The organism is Micromonospora sp. NPDC005215, assembly GCF_040607915.1.
In the GTDB taxonomy this organism is placed as follows: domain Bacteria; phylum Actinomycetota; class Actinomycetes; order Mycobacteriales; family Micromonosporaceae; genus Micromonospora.
The window spans coordinates 1-15,682 of record NZ_JBEXHQ010000014.1; the positions used below are offsets into that span (position 1 = coordinate 1).

The 15,682-nt window shown below is 70.8% G+C and carries 11 protein-coding genes and 2 pseudogenes; 9 read left to right on the forward strand and 4 right to left on the reverse strand.

The genetic code is table 11. The features are described from left to right. From ABZU25_RS13270 to ABZU25_RS13305, 8 genes and pseudogenes are all read left to right on the forward strand, one after another. Positions 1-460: pseudogene (locus ABZU25_RS13270) on the forward strand (CpaF family protein); the annotation flags it as partial. 4 nt (positions 461-464) lie between these two features. Next, positions 465-1,367: a type II secretion system F family protein gene (locus tag ABZU25_RS13275; RefSeq protein ID WP_355029689.1), complete on the forward strand. Its 903-nt coding sequence runs from the start codon at positions 465-467 to the stop codon at positions 1,365-1,367. Next, positions 1,367-2,236, forward strand: a complete 870-nt coding sequence (locus ABZU25_RS13280; protein WP_355029690.1) for a type II secretion system F family protein — start codon at positions 1,367-1,369, stop codon at positions 2,234-2,236. Before ABZU25_RS13275 ends, ABZU25_RS13280 begins: the two co-directional genes overlap by 1 nt. A gap of 24 nt (positions 2,237-2,260) precedes the next feature. Then, positions 2,261-2,467 (forward strand): hypothetical protein, encoded by a 207-nt coding sequence (locus tag ABZU25_RS13285; protein WP_355029579.1) that lies wholly within the window; start codon positions 2,261-2,263, stop codon positions 2,465-2,467. An 8-nt stretch (positions 2,468-2,475) separates the two neighbouring features. Then, the gene (locus ABZU25_RS13290; protein WP_355029580.1) at positions 2,476-2,922 is read left to right on the forward strand and encodes a TadE/TadG family type IV pilus assembly protein; all 447 of its coding nucleotides are present in this window, start codon (positions 2,476-2,478) and stop codon (positions 2,920-2,922) included. Continuing rightward, on the forward strand, positions 2,919-3,386 hold the full coding sequence (locus ABZU25_RS13295; protein WP_355029581.1) for a TadE/TadG family type IV pilus assembly protein: 468 nt from the start codon (positions 2,919-2,921) through the stop codon (positions 3,384-3,386). Before ABZU25_RS13290 ends, ABZU25_RS13295 begins: the two co-directional genes overlap by 4 nt. Then, the gene (locus ABZU25_RS13300) at positions 3,383-3,835 is read left to right on the forward strand and encodes a pilus assembly protein TadG-related protein (protein ID WP_355029582.1); all 453 of its coding nucleotides are present in this window, start codon (positions 3,383-3,385) and stop codon (positions 3,833-3,835) included. Before ABZU25_RS13295 ends, ABZU25_RS13300 begins: the two co-directional genes overlap by 4 nt. A gap of 15 nt (positions 3,836-3,850) precedes the next feature. Next, positions 3,851-4,879, forward strand: a pseudogene (locus ABZU25_RS13305) (LysM domain-containing protein); the annotation flags it as partial. 415 nt (positions 4,880-5,294) lie between these two features. Here the strand turns inward: ABZU25_RS13305 and ABZU25_RS13310 are convergent. Beyond that, a complete protein-coding gene (locus ABZU25_RS13310) occupies positions 5,295-6,149 on the reverse strand; it encodes a Rieske 2Fe-2S domain-containing protein (protein ID WP_355029583.1) in 855 nt (284 codons plus the stop codon). A gap of 176 nt (positions 6,150-6,325) precedes the next feature. On the opposite strand from ABZU25_RS13310, the gene ABZU25_RS13315 reads away from it, so the two are divergent. Beyond that, on the forward strand, positions 6,326-7,126 hold the full coding sequence (locus ABZU25_RS13315) for a crotonase/enoyl-CoA hydratase family protein (RefSeq protein ID WP_355029584.1): 801 nt from the start codon (positions 6,326-6,328) through the stop codon (positions 7,124-7,126). A gap of 1 nt (position 7,127) precedes the next feature. Here the strand turns inward: ABZU25_RS13315 and ABZU25_RS13320 are convergent, their stop codons facing one another. From ABZU25_RS13320 to ABZU25_RS13330, 3 genes are all read right to left on the reverse strand, one after another. Further along, positions 7,128-10,814, reverse strand: coding sequence for a discoidin domain-containing protein (locus ABZU25_RS13320; RefSeq protein ID WP_355029585.1), 3,687 nt, complete (start codon positions 10,812-10,814; stop codon positions 7,128-7,130). 191 nt (positions 10,815-11,005) lie between these two features. Next, positions 11,006-13,906 carry a discoidin domain-containing protein gene (locus ABZU25_RS13325; RefSeq protein ID WP_355029586.1) on the reverse strand — a complete coding sequence of 967 codons (2,901 nt, stop codon included), beginning with the start codon at positions 13,904-13,906 and terminating at the stop codon, positions 11,006-11,008. 131 nt (positions 13,907-14,037) lie between these two features. Then, positions 14,038-15,663: a glycoside hydrolase family 13 protein gene (locus ABZU25_RS13330; protein WP_355029587.1), complete on the reverse strand. Its 1,626-nt coding sequence runs from the start codon at positions 15,661-15,663 to the stop codon at positions 14,038-14,040. Between the last annotated feature and the right edge of the window lie 19 nt (positions 15,664-15,682).

Below are 15,682 nucleotides of genomic sequence, written 5' to 3' on the forward strand. Positions count from 1 at the left end.
CCGGGAGATCGTGCCGATGCTCCAGGCGATGACCACCAGCCGGGGCTCGATGTGCACCATCCACGCCCGCACGGCCTCCGGGGTGGGCGAACGGATCGTCGAGCTGGCGTTGGCGCACGGCCGCGAGATGACAGTCGACCAGGCCCGCCGGATGGCCGGCAACGCCCTCGACTTGATCGTCTACGTCACCATCGAGGACGAGACCGCCATCGGCGGGCGTAAACACCGGTTCGTCTCCTATGTGGAGGAGGTGATCGGGGCCGGCGAAGCCGGTCGGATCACCACCACCACCGTCTTCGGGCCCGGCCCGGACGGTCGGGCGGTCCCCCGGCACCTGCCGGAGCGGGTCCGCGACCAGTTGCTGCGGGTGGGTTACGACGCGCGATTGCTGACCCGGTGGGTCGAGGCGGGCGCCGGTGCCTGGCGACGCCCCCGGCAGACCCGACTGGCCCGGCGGTGACCTGATGCTCGGCAGCCTGGAGTTGATCGCGGTGGTCTCCGGGGCCGCCTGTGTGGCCGGGTTGCTGCTGGCCGTGGTCGCGCTGGTCGGCACCCGCCGGCCCCCCGGGCCTCGTCCGGGAGGCGGGCAGGGTCTGGGTCGACTGTGGCGCGGGCCGGGCGCCACTCCGGCCGAGCAGCGGGCCTACCAGGCGCTGCTGATCGCCGCGCTGGTTGCCGGCGCACTGGCGTTCCTGCTGACCGGGCTGCCGGTGGTGGGCCTGCTGGTGGCGGTGGCGGTGCCCGGCACCCCGTGGCTGTTCGGGGTGGGCAAGGCCGAGCAGAAGGCGATCGCTCGGATCGAGGCGGTGGGCGAGTGGACCCGCCGACTCAAGGACGTCTCCGGCACCGGGCAGGGCCTCCAACAGTCGATCATCGGCACGATCGGCAGCGTGCCACCCGGCATCGAGGACGAGGTACGCCTGCTCGCCGCCCGCCTCCAGGCCGGCTGGACGGCCCGTTCCGCGCTGCTGGCGTTCGCCGACGAGATCGCCGACCCGGTCTGCGACCAGGTGGTGGCGGCGCTGATCCTGCACCTCTCGGACCGGGGCGAACGGCTTGGTGACGTGCTCGGCTCGATCGCCGGCGCGGCATCCGCGGAGGTGGCCACCCGTCGGGAGATCGAGGCCAAGCGGACGCAACCCCGGTTCGCGGTCCGCTTCCTCACCGGAATGACCCTGGCCACCCTGGCGTACGGGCTGTTCAACACCGAGTACATCAAGCCGTACGGCACTCCGACGGGTCAGGTGGTGATGGCCGCCCTCGGCGCGGCCTTCATCGGCCTGCTGGCCTGGGTGCGGTCGATGAGCCAGCCACAGCGCCCGTCCCGGTTCCTGCCGGCGCCCGACCCCGCCGAGGTGATCGCATGATGCTGAACTGGCAGCTCGCCATGGCGGTCTGTGGTGGTGCCGGCATCGGGTTGGGCGTGTTCCTGGTGGTCCGGGAACTGGTGCCGGCGACCCCGGCGCTCGGTCCGGCGCTGCGCCGGCTGCACCAGCCGCCGGGCACCGGCCGGGTCGCCACTCCCGCCTCCCGACGGTTGGACTCGCTGACCGGGTTGTCCCGTTGGCTACGCCCGCCACACCGGCAGCTCGCCCTGATCGGCCAGACCCCCGAGCAGTACGCGCTGTCGGTGCTGCTCTCCGCACTGATCGGGCTGGCCACGCCGACCCTGCTCGGGGTGGCGCTGCTGGTGCTCGGCATCTCGTTTCCGCTCGTCGTACCGGTGCTCGGCAGCCTCGGCCTGGCACTGATGGGCGGGCTGCTGGCACACCGGGCCGTACTGACCAAGGCCGAGGCCGCCCGGGACGAGTTCCGCGCGGCGGTCTGCACCTACCTCGACCTGGTGGCGTTGCAGCTCTCCGCCGCGCACGGTCCGGTGCAGTCGTTGGAGCGCGCCGCGGCGGTCTGCGACGGCTGGGTGTTCGACCGGCTCCAGGAGTCGCTGCGGATCGCCCAGATGCAGATGCACGCACCCTGGGACGAGCTGCGCGACCTCGCCGACAAGATCGGCATTCCGGAGCTGGGCGATGTCGGCGCGATCATGCGCTCGTCCGGCAGCGAGGGAGCACAGGTGCACGAGACCCTGCGCAGCCGGGCCGACTCGCTTCGCGACCAGATCCGCACCGACAACCTCGCCCGCGCCGAGGGGATCACCAGCCGACTCGACATCCCTGGCGCACTGCTCGTCTTCGTGCTGCTCGGCTTCGTCGTCTATCCGTTCATCGCCCGCATCTGACCCCATCCCCTGAAGGAGCACGCCATGTCCATCCTGAGCTATCTGCACGTCGTGCTGGCGACGCGCCTGGCCGAGCTGCGCCACGACGGCGAGCGCGGCGACAGCCCGGTGCCCACCGCGGTGATCATCTTCGGGCTGGTCTTCGTGGCGACGGTCGTCACCGGCCTGGCCCTGAACCGGGCCAACAGCTGGATGACCAACATCCCGACATTCACGAACCCGGTCCCGTAGCAACCAACATGAGTCGAGCCACGTACCCGAGGTGGCGCCGGGCGGTCACCGCCACCCGGCGCCGACTCGCGGGCGGCGACCGGGAGCGGGGTGCCAATCCGGTGGAGCTGGCCGTGATGATGCCGCTGATCCTGGTGCTGCTCTTCGCCTCGGTCCAGGTCGCGGCCGTCTTCCTCGCCCGCTCGACCGCGTTGAACGCCGCACAGAGCGGGGTCAACGCGCAACGGCCCTACCAGGCGGGGAACGGGGCCGGCGTGGCCAGCGCCACCCAGTTCCTCCAGGCCGCCGGCGGTTGGCTGGTGGGCTGGGACACGACCGGCCCGACCTGCGTGATCATCGACGGCGTCGAGGTCACCTGCACGGTGAGCGGACGGTCCCTGTCGGTGGTGCCGGGCGTGGACTTCGCGGTAAACCAGACCGCCCACGGGACGGTGGAGAGGTTGACCCAGCCATGAACCGCACCGCCGAACGGGGCTCCGTCTCCATCGAGGTGGCGGTGCTTGCGCCCGCGTTCATCGCGCTGATGGTGCTGGCCGGCGTGGTCGGGCGCAGCGCGGTGGCGGCGGAGGCGATCGAGGCCGCGGCACACGACGCCGCCCGCGCCGCGTCGATCTCCCGGGACTCGGTCACGGCCCGGGAAGCCGCGCTGGAAGCCATCCAGGATCAGCTGGACTGGCGCGGGTTGGCCTGCGCCAACGAACTGAGCCCGGAATTCACCGCGAAGGTGGGCGGCACCTCGACCAGCTTCGACGACGCCTTCAGCAGCACGATCGGTACGGACGCGACGGTCACGGTGACGCTTGTCTGCCTGGTGTCGTTCCGGGACATCTCGCTCGACATCCTGCCGGGAATGCCGGACGAGCGGCAGATCAGCGCGACCTTCACCTCGCCACTGGACCGTTACCGGGGCCGGCAATGACCGCCCCCGCGAATACCCGACGCACCCCCTCGGGCGAACACGGCCGGGTGAGCATCTTCCTGGCGGTGACGATGATCGGCGTACTGGCCATCGTGGGTCTGTCCTTCGACGGCGCCGGCCAGCTACGCACCCTGCAACGGGCCGAGAACCTGGCCGCCGAGGCCGCCCGCGCCGGTGGTCAGGCCATCGACCGGGCGGCCGCGATCGATGGTCGGCCGACCCGGATCGACGAGGACGAGGCGCTCGTGGCGGTCGCCAACTACCTGGCCGCCGCCGCGGGCACCAGCGGCCACACGGTGAGCTTCCCCGAGGTCGCCGGGGAGATCCTGATCCGGGTCACCGTCACGATCACCTACAACCGCTCGATGCTCGGACCCTTCGTCAGCGACAAGACGGTCACCGTCACTGGCGATGCGACAGCGCGGGCCATCACCGCAGCAGCACCGTAGGAAGGGAAGGCAGCAATGCCCGTATCGGCTGGGTCCGTCGTACGGCGGACCGGACGCATCCTCACCGGTTTCGGCGCGCTGGCCGTGCTGTGCGCGCTGCTGGTTGGCGCGCCGATCGCGCTGCTCACCTTCGCGGGCAATCCCCTGCCTGATCACCTTCCCACCATCGCCGAGATCGGCACCGCGCTGACCAGCAGGGACGACGGCCAGCTCTTCCTGCGGGCACTCGCGGTGGCCGGCTGGTTCGGCTGGGCCACGTTCGCCTTCTCCGTCCTCGTCGAGTTGGGGGCACAGAGCCTGCGCCGCCCGGCGCCGAAGCTGCCCGGGATGGGTCGCCAGCAGAAGGCCGCCGCCGCACTGGTCGGCTCGGTCGCGCTGATCCTCGCCGCCAGTCCGGCCGCCGCCAGCGCCGCGGCGGTCTACGGCGCTCCGGCGTACGCGAGCACGAACGCACCGGCCGCCGCCACCCTGGCCGCGCCGACCCGGGTCGGCGCGACGCCCGACACGGCGGCCCCGCTGGCGGCAAGCGGGCTGATCGGCAGGGCAGGGTTCGCCGCACCCGCTGGCTCGACAGCCAACGACGAGGCCGCGCCGGTGTACCGGGTGGCGCGGGGCGACTACCTCGGCGAGGTGGCCGAGCGTTATCTGGACGAGTTCGGCGACTACCGACAGCTCGCCAAGCTGAACAAGCTCGACGACCCGGACCGCATCCGCCCTGGTCAGCTGCTCCGACTACCCACGGAGGCCGCCGACCAGGGCACCCGGCAGCACGCCACCGGACGGCTCGTCGACCGGCCGGCGGCACCGAAGCCGCCCGCGCCCCGGCCGGCGCCCGAACGGACCGCACCGGCGCCGTCGGCCCCCACACCACCAAGCGGTACGGATTCGGCAGGCCAACCACCCGCGATGACCGTCGGCGCCGCCCGAGCCAGCACGGAGGACCGGGTGAACCGACCGCTCGCCGTCTCGGCCGTACTGGCCGTGGCGAGCATTGTCGGCGCTCAGATCGGCGCGGTCCTGGGGCTGCGCCGCCGCCCGGCCACCGCCGGAGCGGCTCCCCGGTTGGCCCTGTCCTCCCGCAGGACCCGGGGCGGCGCGGAGTGGAGCACCGGCAGGAACACTGACCGGGTCGGCGGGAACACGAGCGGCAACCCCGACACGGCGCCAGCCGAAGGTCGGATCGCACCTCCCGGCGGCGGTATGGCACCCGCCGCTGAACCGGGCTTGGGTGGTGGCGACGGTTGGGCTGACGAGGGTTGGGTTGACGACGGTGCCGGAGGCAGGCTGCTCGGCGGCGGGCACGGTCTGGGTTCCGTACCGGACGGACCGCCGGTAGGCCGACACCGACTCAGTTGATGCGTGCCGCTGAGCCGCTCGGGGCGAAGCGTGGCTTCTGGAGAGTTTCGGGGTCGGTGGCACGCGACGACGCTGGAGGCACCCGGGCAGCGGGAGGTGGCTGTCAGGGCAGGCGGGTCTGGAGCACGCCGTTCTCAATCCGGGTGGGCAGGATCTGCTGGTCGTTGCCGGAGGGTCCCTGCACGACCTCGCCGCCGTTGAGCCGGAACGCGCTGCCGTGCCACGGGCAGACCACGCAGGCGTGGCCGTCGATCTCCTGCACCTCGCCCTCGCCGAGCGGCCCGCTCTGGTGCGGGCAACGCTCCAACATCACTGTCACCTCGTCACCGTGCCGGTAGAGGATCACCGAGATGTCGTCGTCCACCTCTCGGGTGATCAGGGTGCGTTGCGGCAACGTCGCCATGTCGGCCAGCGAGTGCCAGCCGTCGGTCATCCGGCGCAGCTCGGAGATGCTCTGGTTGACCTGCGCCCCCTGCTTGTACGCGAGGTGACCCCCGATGTACGCCCCGAGGCTCACTGTCGAGAGCCCGAGGAAGCCGAGCGCGCGGCCGACGCCGTGCCGACCGGACAGCCGTGCGGCCAGCGAGCCGGCGTACAGCGTCAGGCCGACGGTGTTGGCGGCGGCGTGCACGAGGCCGACCCGGCGCTGGTCCCGGGCGAGTGCCGCCCAGTCGTTCAGCCCGGCAACCGCCGCCGGCAGCGCGCTGACGGTGCCCAGGCCGACCAGCACGGTGGCGGGTCGACGTTGTCCGGGCATGAGGTCCAGCACGGCGGCGCTGATCCACGCGCCGACCGGCACCTGCACCATCGCCGGGTGTAGTGGATGCCCGAGGGTCACCCCGTGCAGCAGGTCCCGCAGTCGCCGCGGACGCAGCGTGCTCAGGACGACCTTCTGCAGCCGGTCACCCGCGCGGTCCAGCCGGGAGTCCTGCTCAACCTTCGTCAAAAGTGCTCGCACGGGTACCGACTTCCCGGCGAAGAGGGCCGCAAACCGGTCTCCGGCGACAAATTCGTCACCGAGCGCGATCTTGCAGTTGCTGCCCCGGCAAACCGCCGACAACTGGCCGGGCCACGGCACCGCGTGCAAGATCGACGGGGATTGTGGGCGCGGGGTGGGGCGGGCATGCTGGGTCGATGGGTGTACGGGTGGAGCGTGCCGGGCCGGTCACCACTGTCGTGCTCGATCGGATGGCCGCTCGCAACGCCGTCGACGGGCCGACGGCCCGGGCACTGGCGGACGCGTTCCGGGCCTTCGAGGCCGACCGGGACGCGGCGGTGGCAGTGCTCTGGGGGGCCGGTGGCACGTTCTGCGCCGGAGCCGACCTCAAGGCCCTCGGCACGCCGAGCGGCAACCGGGTCGAGCCGGAGGGCGACGGCCCGATGGGCCCGACCCGGATGACGCTCAGTAAACCGGTGATCGCGGCGATCTCCGGGTACGCGGTGGCGGGTGGGCTTGAGTTGGCGCTCTGGTGCGACCTGCGGGTCGCCGAGTCCGACGCGACGCTCGGGGTGTTCTGCCGCCGCTGGGGGGTGCCGCTGATCGATGGTGGCACCGTGCGGTTACCCCGGTTGATCGGCGAGAGCCGGGCCATGGATCTGATCCTCACCGGCCGGCCGGTGCCGGCGGATGAGGCGTACTCGATGGGGTTGGTCAATCGGTTGGTGCCGCCCGGCCAGGCGCGGGCCGCGGCCGAGGAGTTGGCGGCGGCGATCGCCCGGCACCCGCAGACCTGCCTGCGCAACGACCGGGCGGCGGTGCTGGTGGGCGGCGGTCGCAGTGAGTCGGAGGCGCTGGCGACCGAGTTGGCGTACGGGATGGATTCGCTGGCCACGGATGCCGCCGCCGGCGCGGCCCGGTTCGTGGCGGGCGAGGGCCGACACGGCACGACGCCGCCGGGAGGGGTGCACCTCCCGGCGGCGTCGGCTACCGGCTAGCTCAGTTGCGGTTGATGGTGAAGGTTGTCGTGGGGTTCTGGATGTCCACCGCGTTGTTGCTCAACCGGAGGTTGTTGAAGGTGACCGACCCGACGGCCGGCCCCTGCCCGGCCTCCGGCATCGGGTTCGCCCAGATGGCGAAGCCGGACTTCGCGTCGTAGGCGTCCCCGCTCTTACGGGCGCCGCTGATGGAGATGTTCGTGAAGACCGTGTCGGTGATCGGGTTCTGCGGCTGCCCGCCGACGTAGTTGGTCTGGAACATGATGCCGCTGTAGGTCGGATCGATGATGTCGACATCGCTGACCCGGATGCCCTGGAACACCTTCGAGGCGGAGAAGACCCAGATCGCCGGGAAGGTCTGTGAGCCCCAGAAATGCCCACCGGCCCGCACGATCGAAATGTTTTCGAACCGGGTGGGCGGGCTGGCGCCGAAGCCGTTCATCGGATAGCCGAAGTCGAGCGAGCTGATGGTGATGCCGGAGTAGACGAGCGTGTCCGCGATGTAGATGTTGCGGAACGTGTTGCCGTAACCGCCATAGACGGCGACGCCGGCAGCCCGCCAGGTGAGGGTTGAGGTCAGGTTCTCGTAGATGTTGTCCCTCATGTCGGCGCCGCCCGCGTCGATGGCCGAGAACAGCGCGAAGCTGTCGTCGCCGGTGGCCCGGGCGTCGTTGTTGCTGACCAGGTTGTTGGTGCTCCCGTTGGTCATGTTGATGCCGTCGGCGAACATGTTCCGGATCCGGGAGTTCTTGATCGTCATGTAGTCGGTGTTCGCGCCCCAGTAGAGGCACACCATGTGCTCGACCCAGATGTTGTCGATCACGATGTTCGACACGTTGGAGAAGTCGAACACCTTGCCCGGACCGTCGATCCGCGAGGTGTAGTTACCGAAGTACGCGAAGTTCTTGAACGACGAGTTCGCCGCCGACGCCTCGGCCCGGAAGCCGATGTCGGTGTTGTCCTGGCCCGACGGCGCGTTGAACCGGGTGTACCAGGGTCCGGCGCCGGTCACCTGGACCGCCTTGCCGTACACCTGGAACTTTGACGAGGTGGAGTAGTTGCCGGCCGGCAGGTAGACACCGATCAGGTTGCCGGTGGTGTCCATCCGGACCCGGTCCAGGGCGTTCTGCACGTCCTGGTGGGTGAAGCCGGCCGGGGTGGCGTAGCGCGCCGGGTCCGGGTTGGCGATCGGCGAGACCTGCTCGGTGTTTATGAAGTCGATCGCGTACGTGGTGGTGTTGGCCGGGTCCTTCTGAAGGCGGATCTTGCTGCCGGCCGGGACTGTGGAGTTGAGCATGACGTTGGCTTCGTCGTAGATGTGCCGCGGTCCGCCCGCGCTCGGCGAGTTGCCCGGGCTTGTTTCGTTGCCGTACAGCCAGGCGTACCGGGACGTCAGGTCGATGGCCTTGTGGAACGTGCCGTTGACGTAGACGTTCAGCGTCGAGTTGATCCCGCCGCCACCGGAGGCGTCCGGAATGGAGAAGCGGGTGACAAGCGTGTTGGTGCTGGCCCGGGTGGTGAACTCGACGTAGCTGCCGGTCGAGTTGAGGGTCACCGCCCGCCGACCGGACGCCTCGCCGGCCAGGTCGCCGACCTCCCGGTTCGGTCCGACGACGGTGGCGCCGCCGCCGATCACGCCGTCCTCAGCCTCGTACATGTCGTACGGCATGTTGGCGCCGCGCCCCACGAAGAGCGGACGGTCACTCGTGTTGTTCGCCTGCTTGACCGGCAACTCGTTGCCGTCCACGGCGAGCACCACCCGGACCGTGTACTTGCCGTTCGCGGCGGTCCAGGTGCCCAGGTTGACCGGGCCGACCGTCGCGCCGGCGTTGATCACGCCGGAGTACGAGCCGGTCAGGGTACGGACCACGGTGCCGGACTCGTTGAGCACGGTCAGGGTGATGCCGTGCGCACCGGACGCGGAAGCCTGGTTGCCGGCGTTACGGATGGACACGGAGAAGGTCACCGTGTTGCCCGCCGACGGGTTGCCCGGCGACCAGGCGACCGCCGAGGCGACCAGGTCGGAACTGGCCACCGCTGCGACGACCAAGGGGCTGGGGTTGGTGTAGCTGTTGTTGGTGTCGTCCTGCTCGACGACGGTGTTCGACTCGTCGACCTTGGCGCTGAGCGGGTAGCTGCCCGAGTCGCGGGTGCCGATGCTCGCGCTGACCGTGGTCGAGGCTCCGGCCGCGAGGCTGCCGACCGACGCCGTGCCGACCCGGGTGGAGCCCAGGTAGAAGTTGACGTTCGTCGCGCCGGAGGTCGCCGAGCCCGCGTTGCGGACGGTCGCGGAGAGCGTGATGGTGCTGGTCTCCACGGGTGCGGACGGGCTGAACGACATGCCGGTCACTGTCAGGTCCGGGTTCGGCGCGGGGGTGCCGAAGACCTGGAACTCGGCCACCTGTCCGGCCGGAGCGCCGGTGTTCGAGGCGATCGAGAGCCGGACGTCGGCTGCCGCGCCGGAGACCGGGATGGTCACCGTGTTGCCGCTGCCCGGGTTGAAGGAGTAGTTCGCCGCGCCCACCAGCGTGGTGAAGGACGACGAGCTCTGGTCCCGGCCGAGCACCGTGATGTTCTGCGTACGCGCACCCCAGGCCGAGTCCGGGTTCAGTTTCACAACGACCTGGCTGAGGCTGGCGTTCGCGCCGAGCTGCACTGTCAACGTGCTCGGGTTGCCGTTGCCCTCCCAGTAGGTGGCCACGTTGTTGTCGTTGGCGTTGGCGGCCACGAACGTGTGCACGAACCCGGAGGCGGTGATCGGCTTGCCGACCGCCAGGTTGCTCCCGGTGGGCGGGTTGCCGGTGCCGGTCCGGGTCACGGTGTTGCTGTTCGCCGACTGGTTGCCGGCCGCGTCCCTGGCCCGCACGTAGTACGAGACAGTGGCGCTGTCCGACTGGCTGTCGGTGTAGGTCAGCGTCGAGCCGTTGACGCTGCCGCGCAGCGCGCCGCCCGCGTACACGTCGTAACCGGCGACCCCGACGTTGTCGGAGGACGCGGACCAGGTGAGCCGGATCTGCCCGCTGGCGGGCTGGGTGTACGCCAGGTTGCCGGGGGCGCTGGGGGCCTGGGTGTCGGTGCTGCCGGTGGCGCCGTACACCTCGACCTCGGAGAGCTGTGCGGCCGGCCAGCCGGTGTTGCCGGTGACCTGCACCCGCACGTAGCGGGTGCTGGCGGCGGTGAAGCTGACGGTCGCGGTGTTGCCGCTGGCCGGGTTGAAGGTGTAGCCGGCGGACGCCTTCAGGGTGCTGAAGGACGAGCCGTTTGTGGAGCCGAGCACCGACAGCGTCTGGGTGCGGGTCTGCCAGTCCGACGACGGCGGCAGCTTGAGCACCACCCGGTCGACGCTGACAGTGGCGCCCAGGTCCGCCTGGATCCACTGCGGGAACGCGTTGTTGGCGCTCTCCCAGTAGGTCGACGCGTTGCCGTCGTTGGCGTTGGCCGCCACGTAGTTCTGGTTGTAGCTGCTGGCGGTCATTGTGGCCGAGAGCCCGGCGAGCATCGCCACGCGCGCGGCGGCCGCGGACGGGTCGGCCGCCGGTGCCGCGGTCGCCGCGGGGGTGACGACCGGGGCGGTGGCCAGGAGCATCCCGGCGAGTGCGCCGGCGAGGAGTCGCCGGCCGCGGGTGCGGAGGACGGGATTGGGCGCGCCGCTCGGCGGCGTGCCTCGTCTGGTGCCGGTACTGGACATGGTGTCGCTACACCTCTTTCGGGGGTGGGTGCGGGTGCGTTGCCCGGCGACGGGTGCAGGGGTACGCCCGTCGTTCCGCGACAGGTGGGGGACGGTGCGGGTGGGGGGACGGGGTGGGAGGGCCGGGGCCGCGTCGCCCCGGACCGCCCGGATCGGATGGCCCCCGCCCTGGACGGGCGGGGGCGCCCGAGCTAGCTGGAATAGACCTCGAACTCGCTGAGCTGACCGGCTGGCCAGCCGGTGTTACCGGTGACGGTCAGCCGCAGGTACCGCTGGCTGGTCGCCGTGAAGGTCACGGTGACCGTGTTGCCGCTGGCCGGGTTGAAGGTGTAGCCGGCGGACGCCTTCAGGGTGCTGAAGGACGAGCCGTTTGTGGAGCCGAGCACCGCCAGCGTCTGCGTACGCGTCTGCCAGGCCGACGACGGTGGGAGTTTCAGGACGACCCGGGAAACCGTCCGGTTGGCGCCCAGGTCCACCGTCAGCGACTGCGGGAAGGCGTTGTTGGCGCTCTCCCAGTAGGTGTTCGGGTTGCCGTCCACGGTGTTGGCGGCCGCGTACACGTCGGAGTGGCTGGTCTCGGTGACCGACCGCCCGGCCGCCAGGTTGCCGCTGGGCGGCGGGGTCGTGGGCGGCGGTGTGGTCGGGGGCGGGGTGGTGGGCGGCGCCGTGGTCTGCGTGCCGCCGTACACCTCGACCTCGGACAGTTGGGCGGCCGGCCATCCGGTGTTGCCGGTGACTGTCACCCGGAGGTAGCGGCGGTCACCGGTGGGCAGGCCGATCGACACGGTGTTGCCACTGCCGGGGCTGAAGACCCGACCGGCGGACGACGCCAGTGTGCTGTAGGACGAACCGTCGGTGGAGCCGAGCACCGACAGGGTCTGCGTGCGTTGCTCCCAACCGCTTGGCAGTTTGAGCAACACCCGGTCGACCGATCGGGCCGAGCCCAGGTCGACGGTGACCGACTGCGGGAAGGCGTTGTTGGCGCTCTCCCAGTAGCTGGCCGCGTTGCCGTCCACCACGTTGGCCGCCGTGTAGCTCTGGTTGGTGCTGGTCGCGGTCGCCGACCGGTTCAGCGCCAGGTTCCCCCCGCTGGTGGGCGGCGGGGTGGTCGGCGGCGGCGTGGTGGGCGGCGGCGTGGTCGGTGCCGGAGTGGTGGGTGCCGGGGTGGTCGGCGGCGGCGTGGTCGGTCCGCCGCCCCACTGCGGGTTCGGCCACGGGCCGCAGTACGGGGTCGACGTGTACCAGCCGGAGTTGCCGCTGCCCTGGGTGATCTGGAAGCCACTGCCCACGCAGTTGTGCATCGGGTTGCTCTGCGCGATGTTGGTGGCCCGCACGTTCGTGAAGGACACCTGGCTGGGTGCCTGCACCTGGAGGGCGTATGTGCCGGCGCCGTCGATCCGCACGTTTGTGAGGTTGATGCCGCTGGTCTGGCCCTCGATCCAGTGCAGCGCCGCGTACGAGCTGTCCAGGATGTCGGTGTCGGTGATGTTGATGGTGGCCTGCTGGAACGCCTCGTTGAGGGCGGAGAACCAGATCGCCCCGACGCCGAAGTTCCAGTTGTAGTCCGAGTTGCCGTTGCGGATCAACGTGTTCCGGGCGATCGTCCAGGTGCCCCGGACCGCGGTGTCGCCCTGCACACCCGGATAGCGGTTGGCCACGTGGATGCCGCCGCCGTTGGTGAGCGAGTCGGCCGTCACGTTGTCGGTGATCTTGATGTCCCGACCGCCGTAGCTGACCAGGTGGTTCGCCAGCAGGGTCACGCCGATGGTGTTGTGGGTGAAGGAGTTGTTGACGTTGGGCACGCTCTGCGCCCACATCGCCAACGCGTCGTCGCCGGTGTTGCGGACGAACGTGTTCGTCACAGTCGAGTTGGTCACGCCGGTGTGGAAGTTCACCCCGTCCGCGGTCTGGTCCAGGATCCGACTGTTGCGGATGGTGAAGTTGTCCATCGGGCCGTCCATCCACGCCCCGACCTTGGTGTTCTCCAGCCACAGGTTGTCGACCACCGAGTTGGTCATCGCCCCACCCAGGGCGTTGACCTGGTCGTCGTCGATCCGCTCGCGGATGTCGCCGATGATGGCGAAGTCCCGCAGCGTGACGTTGCGGCTCGGCCCGTTCGCCTCGTGCGAGCGGACCGGGCCGGTGTAGCCGCCACCGGGGACGTACTTGCCGTAGATGCCGACGGACCTGTTCCGGTCGGTGGGGTGCCGGCCGCCGAGCACCGAATACCAGGGGCCGGCGCCGCGCAGTGTCACCCCGTCGACCACCACGTGGTCCCAGAGGGTGAAGGTGCCGGTCGGGATCCAGACCGCTCGTCCCTGGGCCTTCCCGGCGTCGACCGCCGCCTGGAACTTCGCTGTCGAGTCGGTCGCGCCGCTCGGGTCGGCGCCGAAGTCGGTGACCACGTCGAGCACACCGGAGGGCTTGGTGATCGCCGGGGCGACCAGCTCGAAGTCGGCCAGGTCGATGGTGAACGAGGGCGACTGGGCGGTCGAGGAGACCTGGAACCGGATCTTCGTGCCGGCCGGCTGGGTGCTGCCGAACATCGCCCGGGTCTCGTCGTAGAAGTGGTGCGGGTTGGTGTCGCCCGGGTTGTTGTTGAACGGGTATCCGCCGTAGTACCAGCCGTACCTCGAGGTCACCGGCACCGATTTCAGCAGCGACCCGTTGGCCCGCAAATCGATGGCGGCGTCCCGGCCGGTGCCGGACGGGCTGTCCGGCAGGCTGTACCGGAAGGTGACAGCGTTGGCCGGCGCGGTGAGGGTGAACTCGACGTACTCACCGACGGTGTCGAGGGTGACCGCCTCCCGGCCGGACGCCTCGGACGGCAGCGTGCCGTAGCGCCGGTCCGGGCCGATCTTCGAGCCGTTGTGGGCGGCCTCCTCCGCCTCCTGCTCGACGAACGGGACGGTGGCGCCCCGGCCGGAAATGTCGAAGGGGGACAACCCGGCCGCCGAGGCCGGAGTCGCGGTGCCGGTGACCGCGAGGACGGTCACCGATGTGGCGGCGAGCAGGGTGGCGGCGATGGCGGCCAACCCTGCCCGGGTCGGGTGTCGAAGGTGGTGCCGGGTGCCGGTGGTGTGGTTGGCCATGAGCTGCGCTCTCCCTTTCGTCAGGCAGGCCAGATCCCCCCGTGTCGGTGCGGCGTTCCCTCGGTCCTCCTTTCCTCGGGTGGGGTGGTGCCGGCGGCCGGGACGAGCCGCCGGCACCACCGCGAGCAGAATCAGGTCAGGCCGGGTCCGTCCGCCGCGCGCGGCTCGTCCGCCGATCCGGGGGTACGCAGCCAGACCGCGGTGTCCGACGGCAGCAACCCGTCGTCGAGGGGACCGCTGGCCAGCAGCAGTTCCCCCTCGGCCGGCATCGGCACCGGCGCGTCGGAGAGGTTGACCAGGCAGGTGAAGCCACCGCCACGGCTGAAGGCGAGCACCCCGTCCGGTGCGGGCAGCCAGGTCAGCTCGCCGTCACCGAGCGCCGGGTCGGCCCGCCGGGCCTGGATGGCCGCCCGGTACAGCTCCAGCATCGAGGCCGAGTCACCGGTCTGCGCACGGGCGGTCCGGTCCTTCCAGTCGGCCGGCTGGGGCAGCCAGGGCGCCGCGGCACCCGCTGGGCTGAACTCGAACGGCGGCTCGTCCCCGCCCCACGGCAGCGGTACGCGGCAGCCGTCCCGACCCGGATCGATCCGGCCGGACCGTTCCCACATCGGGTCCTGACGCAGCGCGTACGGAATGTCCTCCACCTCGTAGAGGCCCAACTCCTCGCCCTGGTAGACGTAGGCGGCGCCGGGCAGCGACAGCGAGAGCAGCGCGGCGGCGCGGGCCCGGCGGGTGCCCAACTCCAGGTCGGTGGGGATCCCCTCGCGCTTGGCGGCGAAGCTGAACCGGGTGTCGGCCCGACCGTAGCGGGTGACGTGCCGGGTGACGTCGTGGTTCGACAGCACCCAGGTGGCCGGAGCGTCGACCGGCGCGTGCGCGCTCAGCGTCCCGTCGATGCTCTCCCGCAGCGCCGAGGCGTCCCACGCGCAGCCGAGAAAGTCGAAGTTGAACGCGGCGTGCAGCTCGTCCGGACGCAGGTAGTTGGCGAACCGCTGCCGATCCGGCAGCCACACCTCACCGATCAACGCCCGATCGGCGTACTCGTCGGCGACCCGACGCCAGCCCCGGTAGATCTCGTGCACCCCGTCCAGGTCCTGGAACGGGTGCGGCTGGTCCGGTCGGACCTCGGGCAGCGTCCCGTCCTTGACCAGCAGCCCGGCCGAGTCGATCCGGATACCGTCGACCCCCCGGTCGAACCAGAACCGCAGGACATCCTCGAATTCCGCCCGGACCCGCGGGTGGTCCCAGTTGAAGTCCGGCTGCTGCGGCGCGAACAGGTGGAGGTACCAGTCACCGGGGGTGCCGTCCGGGTTGGTGGTGCGGGTCCAGGTCTCGCCGCCGAACTCGCCGATCCAGTCGGTGGGCCGCTGGTCACCGTTGGGGCCCCGGCCGGGCCGGAACCAGAACAGGTCCCGTTCCGGCGCTCCGGGCCTGCCGGCGAGCGCCGCCTGGAACCAGGGGTGCGCGTCGGAGCAGTGGTTCGGCACCACGTCGACGATCGTCCGGATGCCCAGCGCGTGTGCCTCCGCGATCAGCGCCTCCACCTCGGCCAGGGTGCCGAAGACCGGGTCGATGTCGCGGTAGTCGGACACGTCGTAGCCGGCGTCGGCCATCGGCGAGGGATACCAGGGGCTGAACCAGATCGCGTCGACGCCGAGCGCGGACAGGTGGTTCAGCCGGGACCGGATGCCGGCGATGTCACCGATGCCGTCGCCGTTGCCGTCGGCGAAGCTCCGGGGATACACCTGGTAGATCACGGCTCCACGCCACCACGGA